The organism is Aeromonas sp. s13, from assembly GCF_040907905.1.
In the GTDB taxonomy this organism is placed as follows: domain Bacteria; phylum Pseudomonadota; class Gammaproteobacteria; order Enterobacterales; family Aeromonadaceae; genus Aeromonas; species Aeromonas veronii.
The window spans coordinates 24,300-37,844 of record NZ_JBFOCS010000035.1; the positions used below are offsets into that span (position 1 = coordinate 24,300).

Here is a 13,545-nt window from a genome sequence, read left to right on the forward strand (position 1 = left end):
TCAGCCTTTACGCAACCAGATGAGGGCGTTCTGCTTGAGCCAGGCTTCGCGAGTGTGGATGGCGTAGAGCGCGGCTTCGTCGCGGCTGCCCGCTTGCCAGCTTTGTGGCTCCTGTTTGGGCAGCTTGCGCTGACCCAGCAGGCAGGCCGGAATGTGCGGGTTGGCCTCGATGGCGACCAGCAGATGGGGCTTGGCTGCCTCGGCACCCTCGGTAGCAAAGACCATCAGCGCCTTGTTATAGAGCAACCAGCTGGAGGCTTCATCGAAGCGCACCAGCAGGGCGGCCAACGCCTGCCAATCCCCTTGCAGTGCATAGAGGGTGGAGAGGTTGTAGCGGCAACCCAGCTCATCGGCCATGCAGATTGTCAGCAGCGCCAGATACTCCGCTTTGGCCTCGCCCAGCTTGCCAAGGCGCAGCAGGCAGTCGGCGCGGCCGGCTCTGGCGGCCAGCAGGGGGCGCAGTTCGGGGGCACTCCAGCCGTGACCGGCGATTTGCTGCCAGAAGGCTTCATCAAAGAGCGGAGTGGCATCAGCGATGATCTTCTCGAACCAGCCGAGGCGGGCCTGATGATCGCGGCAGCTGTCGGCCAGCTCGAACCAGGTCTGCCACTGTTGGGCCTGCTCGCCATTGAGGGCCACATCAGCGCTGGGGGCGGCCTGATACTGGTCGAGGTTGAGCAACTGGTTGAGGGCGGTTTTCATATTCTGGCGCTGGCGTTTGCAGAACTCGACAAAGGGGAGTTCGCTGGCGGCTGCGCTATAGAGCATCTGGGCCATCTGCTTGTCGCGAAACAGGCTCAGCTCGGCGGCCAGACTGAAGCGGTACTGGGTGGTCGGGTCGTTCAAATCCTTCGGCTTGGGCCAGGTGGCAAAACCCATGCTGAAGCCATAACACCATTGACCGAGGGGGTGGCTCTGTTCGAACACCTGCTCGGGGTTATCGCTGGGCAGGCGGCACTGGCTGGGCAGGGCCAGCTGGGCGTCGTCGGCTTGGGATTCCAGTTCGGCGATCAGGTGGTTGAGGGCTTCTGCGCTTTTTTCATCCAACTCGGCATCCTGTTCCAGCAGACCAGCCAGCGGGCGTTGCCAGTCAGGGGTCTCTGGCCCCACCAGACGGGCACAGAGAAAACCGTGCAGGGCCGGGTAGGTCATGTCCTGATCGCTGTGGCTCTGGATCCATTGATTAAGATGGCGGGTACGAGTGGATGGGTTCATCGACAGTTCCTCTGGATTTGAACAGCCGCGAAGTCTACCTAAAAGTGGGGTTATTTGCAGCAAATGGTCGCCTGTTTGGCGATTTAATCACCATTGGCGGATAAGATAGGGGCGAAAGAGCGGCCAGTGGTGGCTTGGGGACTAGGCCGGATCACCGCTCTTGAGGTAACATGCGCGCCCATAGGGGCCATGTTCAGTTGGCCCATCCGGGTAATGAAAAAAGAGAGCACCATGATACAGATTGGCAAGATGAACACCCTCACCGTTGTTGAACTCGAAGAGCGTGGCGCCTGGCTTGCGGCCGATGAATACGGTGAACTGCTGCTGCCCAAGCGTCAACTGCCGGAAGGGGTGAAAGAGGGGGATAGCGTGCAGGTCTTCCTCTATCTGGATGCCGACTGCGAACCGGTGATCACCACCGACAAGCCATTTGCCATGGTGGACGAATTTGCCGGTCTGAAAGTGGTCAATGCCAACAAGATTGGTGCCTTCCTCGACTGGGGCATGAAAAAGGATCTGTTTGTGCCGAGCCGCGAGCAGAACAAGCCGATGCAGGTGGGCCACGTTTATCTGGTGCGTCTGCAACTGGATAACGAAGGGCGCATGGTGGGTACCAGCCGCCTCGAGCGTTTCCTGACACCGGCTGGCAGCAACTTCAAGGTCGGTGACGAAGTGACCGCGCTGCCGGGCGAGCACTCGCCCCTCGGCATCAAGGTGATCGTCAACGGTCAGTATCCCGGCATGCTGTTCAAGAATGAGGTGTTTGGCCGGGTGATGACCGGTCGGCCGCAAACCGCCTGGGTCAAGCAGGTGCGCGACGATGGCAAGTTGGATCTGACCCTGCAAAAGCCGGGGATGGCCAAGGTGGACGATGCCGGCGAACGCATTCTGGCCCGGATGAAAAAGCAGGGTGGCAGTCTGGCTGTGGGTGACAAGAGCGAACCCGAGCTCATCTACAAGCTTTTTGCCATGAGCAAGGGCACCTTCAAGAAGGCGATCGGCGGCCTCTACAAGCAGGGCAAGATTGTCATCGAAGATAACGCCATCACTCTGGTGGCCACAGAGACCGACTCGGCAGTGGATAGCGAATAAGATGCCGAGCCCCTGTGTTGGCCTCTGCAAGGCGAAAGATGGGCTTTGCCTTGGTTGTGGCCGCACCCTGACCGAGATCGGCCACTGGTCGGCGATGGATAGCAAGGCCCAGCTGGCGGTGATGGCCGAGCTGGATGGCTCGAAAAGTACCCACCGCTGCCCGGGTTGTGGTGAACCGGCCTATTGCGCCGTCTCTGCCGGTCAGACCATTGCGCAGTGCTGGTGTAGCCAGTTGCCGGCATTGCCGATGCAGGAGGCCAGCGCTTGCTGGTGCCGCCGCTGTCTGGCCAAGGCCATCGCGGCGCAGGATTAGCAGAGAACAGAAATAACAGAGCACAAAACAAGAAAGGCGCCGATGGCGCCTTTCTTATGCCTGCTGCTGGCGATGCCAGCGCACATGCACTTGATCTTCGGTCAGCAGACGGGGCAGCAGGAAGGTGGCGAAGATCACCTCAAACTCATCCTGATGATCCAGCAAACCGACCCACACTTCGACCCAGCGCTCCATATCGACCGGCTCACCCAGCTCGGTCGACCAGTCGGCATTGGGCAAAGTCGCCTCCACGGCGCCACGCTGCTCAAACTCCAGGGTGATGTCGACAATTTGTTCGGGGGCCAGCATATCGGCGGCCTGCTCAAGAAACTGATCATAGGCCCATTCGACCAGCTGATCCGGGGTACGCTGTTCCATGAAATCACTCCAGATACATCGAGGTTCGCTACTGTAACAATTATTGGCTGTGGCGGCCAGACCAGTGCGCCGGGCGTGCCTTACCTGTCCAAGTTGCCGTTGGGGGAGTATGGTTAAGGCGCGGATCATCTGGCAGGGAGTAAGGGGATGAAGCAGCGGGGACGGCGGCAACAGATCAAGCGACGGCGCGAGGCCTGGTGGTGGCACTATCTGCCGCTCCATCGCGAAACGGTGGGCGGCCATCTGGGCCCACCGGAGAAACCCGATGAGCCCTGAGGATCAGTCGGCCTGATGCACCCGATTGAGGGTGATCTGGCCCAGTTGACCCATTTGGCGGCGGATCCAGACCGAGCGCTTCTGCACATAGGGTGAAGGGGGCTTGACCCGATAGCGCCACGGGTTGGGCAGGGCGGCGGCCAGCAGGGATGACTCGTAGCGGGTCAAGCGGCTGGCCGGTTTGCCAAAGTAGGTGCGGGCCGCGGCTTCGGCGCCATAGATGCCGGGGCCGAACTCCACGATATTGAGATAGACCTCGAGAATGCGTGCCTTGTCCCAGCCCAGCTCCATCAGCAGGGTAAACCAGGCCTCCAGCCCCTTGCGCAGGAAGCTGCGATCACTCCACATAAAGAGGTTCTTGGCGGTCTGCTGGCTGAGGGTGCTGGCACCGCGCACCCGTTCGCTGTGCTGGTTGTGCTTGAGAGCGGCGTTGATGGCATCCATGTCAAAGCCGTTGTGATCGGCAAAGCGCTGATCCTCGGCGGCAATCACCGCCAGTTGCAGCTCCTTGGAGATGGACGCTAGATCTACCCATTGATGGCGCACCTGGGTGATCTTGGCGGGCGGAAAGAGGGCCCGCTCGATACGCCAGCTCCACATCGGCGGATCGATAAAACGTAGCAAGGCGACCGAGCCGACCGAGCAGAGCAGCCCGGCCAGCGCGATCTTGCCTGTCCACCTCAACACTCGGCGCCCAAGCGATACAGATGGACGTTCAGGGGCCACAGAGTCAGGGTCAGACTCCCACTGATAATGGCTGGGATCATCGGGATCCGGAATTATTGGGGCAGCCATTCGATGTGGCAGAACTTCTCGTCAACACGGCGGGAGAGCAGCATGCGGGCAAACAGGTGCTCATACTCTTGTTCTTCATTGCCAAGGCCGACCCAGATCTCGGCATAGTCGGTGTCGCTCACCGCAAAACCCACGTCCGCTTCCCAGTCATCGGCCGGGTCGGTTTCGGCCAGCAGGCCGCGGTCGTTGAACTCCTGATTGAAACGGGCGATCTCCTGCTCCGGCAGGTTGTCAGAGGCCAGCTCCATAAAGAGTTCGAGGGCGGTATCGAGCAGTTCCTCGACGCTGTGCATTTCGTCATTCATAGACATAAGCGGTCTGTTCCAGAAAAGAGAAAAAGGTGCCGGCGCAGATCACAGCCTGCGGGGCGGCGCTATTCTAGCGGTCGGCAGACCCCTTGGCGAGATGAGGCGAGCTGCTGTGACCTGTTTTTGTGCCAATAAAAAACCGGATCCAGTGACAGATCCGGTCTTCATTGGGGGAAGGGGTCACGCATAGGGCGTCAGCTCATCCCTTCTTGTCATCGGCGAAGGTGATGTTGAGCTCCAGTACCGACAGCTCATCACTCTTCTGATCCAGTTGGACGGTTATCTTATCCGGATCAATGTTGACGTATTTGCGGATCACATCGAGGATATCCTGCTTGAGCTGGGGCAGGTAATCCGGCCCCCCTCTGGATGAACGCTCGTGAGCAACAATGATCTGCAACCGCTCTTTGGCCAGTTGTGCGGTGTTCTGTTTCTTGTTGGAACGAAAATAATCCAATAATGACATGTTTAACTCCCGAACAGTCGGCTAAAGAAGCCCTTCTTCTCTTCTTCCAGAAAACGAAATTCCTTGGCATCGCCCAGCAGGCGGGACACCGCATCTTCGTAGGCCTGACCGGCATCGGACTCCTTGTCCAGAATGACCGGTTCGCCGGAGTTGGAGGCGCGCAGCACCGCCTGGGACTCCGGGATCACCCCGAGCAGCGGGATGGCCAGGATCTCCTGTACATCCTGCACGCTCAGCATGTCGCCGCGGTTGACGCGGGTCGGGCAGTAGCGGGTCAGCAGCAGGTGCTCCTTGATGGGGTCTTCGCCACGCTCGGCGCGGCGGGACTTGGAGGCCAGGATACCAAGGATGCGGTCGGAGTCACGCACGGAAGAGACTTCCGGGTTGGTGGTGACGATCGCTTCATCGGCAAAATAGAGCGCCATCAGCGCGCCCGCCTCGATCCCCGCCGGGGAGTCGCAGACGATGTAATCGAACTTCATCTCCGCCAGTTGATCCAGGATCTTCTCGACCCCCTCACGGGTGAGGGCATCTTTGTCCCGGGTCTGGGAGGCGGGCAGGATAAACAGATTTTCAGAGCGTTTGTCTTTGATCAGCGCCTGATTGAGGTTTGCTTCCCCGTTGATGACGTTGACGAAGTCATACACCACGCGCCGCTCGCAGCCCATGATGAGATCCAGGTTTCTCAGACCGATGTCAAAGTCAATGACCACTGTCTTGTGACCACGCTGGGCTAAGCCGGTGCTCAGGGCCGCACTGGTTGTGGTCTTGCCAACGCCACCTTTACCCGATGTAACGACTATGATTCGCGCCATTCTCGCTTCCTTGTAACTCTATTTGATACGGTCTATTCGGAGTTGTTCGTTGTCCAGCCGGACGTGTACCGGTTGCTGGATCAGGCCTGCCGGCAATGCATCGCTCAGCTGGAATGTGCCCGCGATGGAGAGCAGCTCGGCCTGTAATTGCTGGCAATAGATCCGGGCCTGGGTGTTGCCCCGGGCACCGGCAATGGCTCTGCCACGCAGGGTGCCATAAATATGAATGCTGTCGTCGGCGAGCACTTCGGCTCCCGGACTGACGGACCCCAGCACCACCAGCGAGGTGCCGGCGGCGTAAATCTGCTGGCCGGAACGAACCGGTCCCACATGTACCTTGCTCGGGATCAAGGGGGCGGGTTCGGGCTCGGGAACCACCTCAGGGGCGGCTGGCGCGGGGGCGGGCTCGGGTTCGCTCTTGCGACTCTTGCCCGAGGCCATCACGGCCAGTCCCACCGCCTTGGCGGCTGTCTTCATCTCTTCACTGCGTGCCCCCGTGATGCCAACCAGCACAAACTCTTCGGACTCCACCAGCTCTTTGAGCTGTTCGAAATCGGGAATATGTTCCAGTCGGGATACATTGATCACCAGCGGCGCACAATTAAAAAAGTAGGGTGCCTGGGCCACTTTTTCGGCCAACAACTGACGTATCCGCTCAGGCTCGCCATCGCTGATATGCAACACAGAAATAGTGAAGGTGGTCCCTTTCAATTCGTTATCGCGCTCAACCATGAATCTTCCCCGAGGCAGAGATGCTAATCCGTTATTGTTATTCAATTCCTGATGTTATAGTTTGCCCCCATCAGAGGCAATAAACTCGTCGGATTATATCAATTTCCATGTTGTGTGCAGTCTATAAAAGTCGCAAAAAAGCCGAGACCTACCTTTTTGTTGAAAAAAGAGAGGATTTCTCCCGCGTTCCCGAGCCACTGCTGAGCGCATTCGGGCGTCCCGAGCTGGTGCTGATGACCAAGCTGGATCCGGCCAAGCCCTTGGGTCTGGCTGATGTCGGCAAGGTGATGGCCGCGCTGACCAACCAGGGGTTCTACCTGCAGGTGCCGCCGCCCCCTGAGAATTTGCTGGAGCAGCACAAGGCCAGCCTGAAAAAACCATCCTGAATATCCAGCCCCGTGGTGCGTTCTGCCCAGCGGGGCTAATTCTTTGTGACTCTGCATGACGCATTCCGGCTCCGGAGAGGTAGCTTGCGATAATCCCGTGACAGGATCTGGCCAAATTAAACCCTCCCTTTGGTGATATTCACTTTTCGCTGTTTAAATAGAAAGTCAATCTGCTCCCAACTCCATATCCTCAACCTTTGCTGGCGCTCACAAAAATAGCGAGTGGCGCACGCTCATATCCTCCATTTCAACGGCTATTGGCCCATTCATCGATTATTTTCAGCCCCTTCTTTGGGCGCTTTTGGCCTCCACTGCTCGATGCGTTTTACATCAAATAGGGAGTAAAGAGGGCGGTGATAACTATGCTAAAACCAGTTTGCGCGATGCGCTGTGGCCAAAATGATGAGCTAACCCCCTGTTTGTGTACTTGATTGTTTGCCCTGATCACGAAAGTGCCACATAGGAGGCAATCAACGTGGTGACGTGATAATCCGCAGGGTGAGCGGTAACCGCGTCTTGCCAAACAAGGGTATGCCCAAAGTGGAGGGGATTGAGCTGAGGGGGTATCTCGATATCGATTAGTTGTGAAACCGTGACCGGGTCAAGATAGCTGGTAAAGGTTTCATGTAGGGGCGTAATGTCCCTTTCAATGCATTGAGAAGAGTGAATCAAGGCATGTTATTAGAGAGGCATTTAGATAAGGCAATCAGCATTGCTGTGGCGTAGCAGGGACATATCAGCGACGCCCTACAGTGAAATGGTCGGTATGTCGATATAAGTGCCCGGCATCCCATTCGGGAATAAAAAAGGCGGGATATCCCGCCTTTGTTCAGATAAGGGTCGCAACCCTTATTCGCAGGCAACCTGCATCACCTTGATGGCCAGACCGCCACGGGAGGTTTCACGGTACTTGGAGTCCATGTCCTTGCCGGTGATGTACATGGTCTCGATCACCTTGTCCAGGGAGACGCGCGGCTTGGAGGTACGACGCAGGGCCATACGGGAGGCGTTGACCGCCTTCATGGCTGCGATGGCGTTACGCTCGATGCAGGGCACCTGAACCTGGCCGGCAACCGGGTCACAGGTCAGACCCAGGTTGTGTTCCATACCGATTTCCGCGGCTTCGCAGACGTGCTCCGGGCTACCGCCCATCAGCTCGGTCAGACCGGCAGCGGCCATGGAGCAGGAAACACCCACTTCACCCTGGCAGCCCACTTCGGCACCGGAGATGGAGGCGTTCATCTTGTAGAGGATGCCGACGGCACCGGCAGCCAGATAGAAGCGGGTGTATTCGTCGCGGCCAACCGGCTGGATGAACTTGTCGTAGTAGGCCAGTACGGCCGGGATGATACCAGCAGCGCCGTTGGTCGGGGCAGTGACCACGCGGCCACCGGCAGCGTTCTCTTCACTCACGGCCAGAGCGAACATGTTGACCCAGTCAACGATGTTCATCGGGTCGCTCGAGAGGTTCTCGTTGGTGTTGAGCTGACGGTAGAGCGGTGCGGCACGACGGGGTACGCGCAGCGGGCCGGAGAGAACGCCTTCGGTACGGCAGCCGCGCTCGATACCTTCGCGCATGGTGTTCCAGATCTTGCCGAACTTCTTGTAGATCTCTTCCGGAGTGTTGAAGCACTTCTCGTTTTCCATCATCAGGGCAGAGATGGAGAGACCGGTCTGGCTGCAATGGGCAACCAGCTCGGCGGCGCTTTTGAACGGATAGCGTACGGACATGTCACCGCTGTCAGCCTTGCCGAAGTTCTCTTCGTCAACGATGAAGCCACCACCGATGGAGTAGTAGGTCTTGCTGTAAACCACTTCATCTTCGATCAGGGCAGTCAGCTTCATGCCGTTTTCGTGCAGCGGCAGGGCTTCGTCGTGGAATACCATGGCGTCGCGCGGGAAGCTGACGGTGTGGCAGTGCAGGCCGATCGGCAGGCGCTCGGTCTGTTCAACACGGGAGATAAACTCGGGGATCGCATCGATATCGACATTTTCCGGCAGGTTGCCAGCCAGGCCCATGATGATGGCAGTGTCGGTATGGTGGCCTTTGCCGGTCCAGGAGAGGGAGCCGTAAACATCGACATTGATCCGGGTTACATCGCGGATCTTGCCGCCCGCGCGCAGCTCGTCAACAAACTGTTTGGCCGCTTTCATCGGGCCAACAGTGTGGGAAGAAGAGGGGCCTACACCGATTTTGAAGATATCAAAAACGCTGATCATGTCACTATTACCTCAGGGTAGAAGGGGGCGGCATGCCCACTCACAGAAATTTGGGAGATCCATGGAACGCGCTTGTCAGCGCAGGTCACAGAACCAGATAACCGTAGTGTAACGGCTCCAGACCTAAAAAAAGTTGAAATAGATCTATTTTTGTTGAATCTGAGGCGCGAGTATAAAATTTATTTTTGTGCTTATCCATTTTGTTAAGCGTTTGCCCATAAAAATACCCGGCGATGCCGGGTATTTAGGAACCAAATGGAGTCATTTGCCGTTTTTTAACATTCGGTAATGTTAACGGCGAGGCCGCCACGGGCCGTCTCCTTGTATTTGGTCTTCATGTCGTTGCCGGTCTCCCACATGGTCTTGATCACCTTGTCCAATGACACCTTGTGCTCGCCGGTGCCGCGCAGGGCGAGGCGGGCGGCATTGATCGCCTTGACCGCCCCCATGGCGTTGCGCTCGATGCAGGGCACCTGCACCAGTCCGCCTATGGGATCGCAGGTGAGGCCGAGATTGTGCTCCATGCCGATCTCGGCGGCGTTCTCCACCATGGCCGGGCTGCCGCCCAGCAGTTCGGTCAGTGCGCCAGCCGCCATGGAACAGGCGACTCCCACTTCCCCCTGACAACCCACTTCGGCGCCGGAGAGGGAGGCGTTCTTCTTATATAAGATGCCGATGGCAGCCGCGGTGAGGAAGTAGCGGATCAGCGTCTCGTCATCCACCTTGTGCACGAAGCGATCGTAGTAGTGCAGCACGGCGGGGATGATGCCCGCAGCGCCATTGGTGGGGGCGGTGACCACCCGGCCACCGGCGGCGTTCTCCTCGTTGACCGCCAGCGCAAAGAGATCGACCCACTCCATCACCATCAGCGGATCTTTGTTGAAGTTGGTCTCGCAGCTTAACTGGCGGAACAGCCCCGGGGCGCGGCGCCGAACCTTGAGGCCGCCCGGCAGCACCCCTTCGCTTTTGCAGCCTCGCTCGACGCAGCCCTGCATCGCCTGCCAGATCTTGCGCAGCCCCGCTTTTATCTGCTCATCGCTGCGAAATATCCGCTCATTGGCGAGGATAAGCCCCGAGATGGAGAGGCCGCTCTCCTGACAGTGGGCCAGCAGCTGGGCGCCGCTGTCGAACGGGTAGGGGACAGGGTGTTCGGCATCAGACTTGGCGGCCTCTTCCTTGGCGGTGGCAAAGTGGCTCTCTTCAATGATGAAGCCGCCCCCGATGGAGTAGTAGGTCTGGCTGAAGCGCAGGTTTTCCTCTTTATCAAAGGCCCGCAGAGTCATGCCGTTGGTGTGGGCCGGCAAGGTTTTGCGACGGTTGAAAATGATGGCACCGGTGCGGGGAAAATGGCTTGGTTGCTCGCCTGCCAGCGGCAGGCTCTGTTCCTTTTCCACTCGAGCCAGAATGGCGGGAATCGCATCGATATCGACCGATTCCGGTTCAAAGCCCGACAACCCCAGAATGATAGCCTTGCCGGTACCGTGCCCTTTGCCGGTCTGGCCCAGCGAGCCGTAACACTCCACTTCGACCCGCATGACTTGTGGCAGATGCCCTTGAAGCTTGAGCTGCTGGACGAAGGCATAAGAGGCACGCATGGGGCCGACGGTATGGGAAGAGGAGGGGCCAATTCCGATGGAAAACAGGTCAAACACGCTGATCATGACATCAATCCGGTGATGGTTTATGTCTGTTTATTCTAGGATTTTTGCCGTGGATGGAAAGCGGGGATGTGCGGTGCTGTGACATGGACACAGATAATAGGGCTGGGGGGAACCAAGAAGGTTGAAGGGGCTGATCCCCTTCAACCGGCCTGATCAGTCGAGAAATTCGCACAGATAAGCTGTGGGGGTTTTCACTTCCAGTTTGAAGGAGGAGTGACCGGCCACCAGGAAGGATTCACCCTGGTTGTAGGTGTGCCACTCATCTTCATCAGCCAGCTGGATGGTGAGGGCGCCCTTGATCACTGTCATCCGTTCGGGGGCGGCAGTGTTGAACAGGTAGTCACCGGCGTTCATCACCCCGACGGTTGATTTCTCGCCTTTTTGTTCGAAACCGATGGATTTTACATTTCCGTCGAAATACTCGTTAACTTTCAGCATCTTTACATCCCTGTGTGTACGTTTGTGCAGCCAAACTAGCACAATCTTTTGCCAGTTGTCATGGGGGATGAGGTAAAAATAGCCGAGACCGCTTTGAATCTTCACTTTTTCGCAAACTTATTAATAGCCAAGGTTAATGATTTGCTGATTTAAAACAGCAATTAAATGTGAGATAACACGCGCAAACAGGGGAATGGGCAGCCGCTCATTCCCCTGTTTGGTTAATTGCACTGGGAAAAGTGTGAATTTTGCTACATAAAGGAACATATTGTGTTAACTAAAGGACTCATTAAAAACATCGGCTTCCAGGTTGTGGTCGCCATGGTACTGGGCGCAGTGGTCGGCGCGTTCATGGGTGAACAAGCCACCGTGTTTGCACCGCTCGGTACCCTGTTTATCCAGCTGATCAAGATGCTGGTGATCCCGCTGGTGGCGGTTGCCATCCTCTCCGGCGCCGCCAATCTGGGTGCCAGCCCGGCTGCGGGCAAGATCGGTGCGGCTACGCTGGCCTTCTTCCTCGTGACCTCAGCGTTGGCCGTGTTGCTGGCGCTGGTGATGGGGCAGATCTTCAAACCGGGTGTCGGGGTCGATTTCGCTTCCGTTGCCTCCATGTTTGGCGGTGACTATGCCGATAAAGGGGCGTTGCCGGATGCAGTCGCCACCTTGCTTGGCATGATCCCCACCAACGTCTTCAACTCCCTCAACGAAGCGAACATCCTGCAGATCCTGGTGTTCTGCATGTTCCTCGGCATTGCGCTGGCCAAACAGCCGCGCGAGCGGGCCAAGCCACTGGTCGATGGGCTCAATACCCTGGTGGATGCCTTCGTCTGGATGATCAACAAGGTGATGATCATCGCGCCGCTCGGGGTGTTCGGTCTGATGGCGGAAGCCATCGGTACCTATGGCTTCGATGTGCTGACCCTGGTACTCAAGCTGTTCGTGGTCTATGTGGCTGCCATCCTCATCTTCGGCTTCGTGGTCTATCCGCTGCTGGTGATGATGTTCTCCAACACGCCGGTGATGAAGTACCTCTCTGCCATGAAGAAGCCGCAGATCGTGGCCTTCTCCACCGCCTCTTCCATGGCAACCCTGCCGGTCAATATGGAGACCTGCGAGCATGATCTGAAAGTGACCAACGCGACCGCCTCCTTCGTGTTGCCGCTGGGTGCCACCATCAACATGAGCGGCAACGCCATCTATTACGGTCTGGTCGCCATCTTCTTCGCGCAGGTTTACAACATCGATCTGAGCGTCGGTGCCTGGGCGGCCATCATTGTGACCTCCACTCTGGGGGCGATCGGCCAGGCCGGTGTGCCGGGCCCAAGCTTCCTGGTGGTTGCCGTGCTGCTGGCGGCCGGGATCCCCATCGAAGGGTTGCCGCTGCTGTTCGCGCTGGATCGTCTGTTCGACATGATCCGCACCTCCCTCAATATCACCGGCGATGCGGCCTGTGCTGTCATTGTTGACCGCTTCAGCCCGGAATATGATCCGCAGCGCTGGAACAAGGCATAATTGCTTTGAGCTGGACTGAGATACAACAGCCCTAAGCTGACACTGCGTAACGCGAGCCCCTGCCATGATGGCGGGGGCTTTTTTATATCTGCCGGACAAGTATCAGAGCAAAGGTGTGCACAAGAGATTGCTGACGGATTTAGCTGTGTTGAATGGAGAGTACAGGAGGGGAAAACATCAGTTGTGGGCATGGGCCGTATGGCGTCAACCGGCCTGTTGTAGATGCCGGGGTAGGGTATTGTCAAACGGCGGGTAACAAAAAGGGGAGCCTCGCTCCCCTCGGATATGATCTGCTGCTGGTTCTACTCCATCAGGCCATATGGTTAAACCATCCTGGTTACACCCTTGTGGCGAAAGAAACAGCGTCAACGTGATGAAATCATATCTATGTTGACCATCTCGGCATTATTACTGAAAAGCGCCAGTTGGTGGCGATTAAACAGACATGGCAAAGAGGGTCGGTCCGGATTGATGCCTCTCTATCCGGCTCAGAACTGTGACAGTGAGGGCAGAGAGACAGCAACCAGGGTGAAAAACACCGTGAAAACGGCAGTAACGACAAACTCTTTCATTTTTCTCTCCCTAAGTTGTTGGTTGATGTAGTCAAGATACCATAACAAGGGGGTAAAACAAGGTGTAAATTGATAAAACAGCTTCTTTGCTTGTTAGGTTGGTTGAGATGGCTATTTTTGTCATATTGAGCTGATTTTATCACCCGCTATGGCATGGTAGGCATTAAAAATTCTGTCTTTATGATTATTTCATTTAAATTCAATTGGTTGGTGAGTTGCTGGTTGGCTTGGTGATGGGTTTTGTATGGGGCTTTAGTGGCATTTTATAAGTTTTCCTCCTCGTAATAGTGTCATTGAGGCCATAAAAAGTGCGCAAGGCAATGATTTGACGATTCCTGACGTAGATAGCCCATCCAAAAGAAGTCT

General features: G+C 57.0%; 15 protein-coding genes. 5 read left to right on the forward strand and 10 right to left on the reverse strand.

The window, feature by feature from the left end:
* Positions 1-1,215 carry a UPF0149 family protein gene (locus AB5Y82_RS05040; RefSeq protein ID WP_236563835.1) on the reverse strand — a complete coding sequence of 405 codons (1,215 nt, stop codon included), beginning with the start codon at positions 1,213-1,215 and terminating at the stop codon, positions 1-3.
* Between the two features lie 231 nt (positions 1,216-1,446).
* Between AB5Y82_RS05040 and AB5Y82_RS05045 the strand changes: the two genes are divergently transcribed.
* Positions 1,447-2,307, forward strand: coding sequence for a S1 RNA-binding domain-containing protein (locus AB5Y82_RS05045; RefSeq protein WP_368173729.1), 861 nt, complete (start codon positions 1,447-1,449; stop codon positions 2,305-2,307).
* A 1-nt stretch (position 2,308) separates the two neighbouring features.
* Entirely contained in the window at positions 2,309-2,620 is a 312-nt protein-coding gene (locus tag AB5Y82_RS05050) for a DUF1289 domain-containing protein (protein WP_139402020.1), read from the forward strand.
* Positions 2,621-2,674: 54 nt separating this feature from the next.
* Here AB5Y82_RS05050 and AB5Y82_RS05055 read toward each other — a convergent pair whose 3' ends face one another.
* Positions 2,675-2,998 carry an HI1450 family dsDNA-mimic protein gene (locus AB5Y82_RS05055; protein ID WP_005336851.1) on the reverse strand — a complete coding sequence of 108 codons (324 nt, stop codon included), beginning with the start codon at positions 2,996-2,998 and terminating at the stop codon, positions 2,675-2,677.
* 147 nt (positions 2,999-3,145) lie between these two features.
* Here AB5Y82_RS05055 and AB5Y82_RS05060 point away from each other — a divergent pair, with 147 nt between their 5' ends.
* Entirely contained in the window at positions 3,146-3,274 is a 129-nt protein-coding gene (locus tag AB5Y82_RS05060; protein WP_019445852.1) for a hypothetical protein, read from the forward strand.
* A 3-nt stretch (positions 3,275-3,277) separates the two neighbouring features.
* On the opposite strand, the gene mtgA is transcribed toward AB5Y82_RS05060, so the two are convergent.
* From mtgA to minC, 5 genes are all read right to left on the reverse strand, one after another.
* Entirely contained in the window at positions 3,278-4,069 is a 792-nt protein-coding gene (gene mtgA, locus AB5Y82_RS05065) for a monofunctional biosynthetic peptidoglycan transglycosylase (RefSeq protein WP_368173730.1), read from the reverse strand.
* Complete coding sequence (locus tag AB5Y82_RS05070; protein ID WP_005352317.1) at positions 4,054-4,380, reverse strand: HI1450 family dsDNA-mimic protein; 327 nt, start codon at positions 4,378-4,380, stop codon at positions 4,054-4,056. The genes mtgA and AB5Y82_RS05070 overlap by 16 nt, the downstream gene beginning before the upstream one ends.
* A 196-nt stretch (positions 4,381-4,576) precedes the next feature.
* On the reverse strand, positions 4,577-4,843 hold the full coding sequence (gene minE, locus AB5Y82_RS05075) for a cell division topological specificity factor MinE (protein WP_042012553.1): 267 nt from the start codon (positions 4,841-4,843) through the stop codon (positions 4,577-4,579).
* 2 nt (positions 4,844-4,845) lie between these two features.
* Complete coding sequence (gene minD, locus AB5Y82_RS05080; RefSeq protein WP_005336847.1) at positions 4,846-5,658, reverse strand: septum site-determining protein MinD; 813 nt, start codon at positions 5,656-5,658, stop codon at positions 4,846-4,848.
* 18 nt (positions 5,659-5,676) lie between these two features.
* A complete protein-coding gene (minC, locus tag AB5Y82_RS05085) occupies positions 5,677-6,390 on the reverse strand; it encodes a septum site-determining protein MinC (RefSeq protein ID WP_201902071.1) in 714 nt (237 codons plus the stop codon).
* Positions 6,391-6,497: 107 nt separating this feature from the next.
* Here minC and AB5Y82_RS05090 point away from each other — a divergent pair, with 107 nt between their 5' ends.
* A complete protein-coding gene (locus AB5Y82_RS05090) occupies positions 6,498-6,776 on the forward strand; it encodes a YcgL domain-containing protein (protein WP_005360946.1) in 279 nt (92 codons plus the stop codon).
* Between the two features lie 849 nt (positions 6,777-7,625).
* Here the strand turns inward: AB5Y82_RS05090 and AB5Y82_RS05095 are convergent.
* From AB5Y82_RS05095 to AB5Y82_RS05105, 3 genes are all read right to left on the reverse strand, one after another.
* Positions 7,626-8,996: an L-serine ammonia-lyase gene (locus AB5Y82_RS05095; RefSeq protein ID WP_005336844.1), complete on the reverse strand. Its 1,371-nt coding sequence runs from the start codon at positions 8,994-8,996 to the stop codon at positions 7,626-7,628.
* 275 nt (positions 8,997-9,271) lie between these two features.
* Entirely contained in the window at positions 9,272-10,657 is a 1,386-nt protein-coding gene (locus AB5Y82_RS05100) for an L-serine ammonia-lyase (RefSeq protein ID WP_350236228.1), read from the reverse strand.
* A gap of 153 nt (positions 10,658-10,810) precedes the next feature.
* The gene (locus AB5Y82_RS05105) at positions 10,811-11,095 is read right to left on the reverse strand and encodes a pyrimidine/purine nucleoside phosphorylase (protein ID WP_042055930.1); all 285 of its coding nucleotides are present in this window, start codon (positions 11,093-11,095) and stop codon (positions 10,811-10,813) included.
* Between the two features lie 270 nt (positions 11,096-11,365).
* Between AB5Y82_RS05105 and AB5Y82_RS05110 the strand changes: the two genes are divergently transcribed.
* The gene (locus AB5Y82_RS05110; RefSeq protein WP_005352303.1) at positions 11,366-12,607 is read left to right on the forward strand and encodes a dicarboxylate/amino acid:cation symporter; all 1,242 of its coding nucleotides are present in this window, start codon (positions 11,366-11,368) and stop codon (positions 12,605-12,607) included.
* The last annotated feature ends 938 nt before the right edge of the window (positions 12,608-13,545 follow it).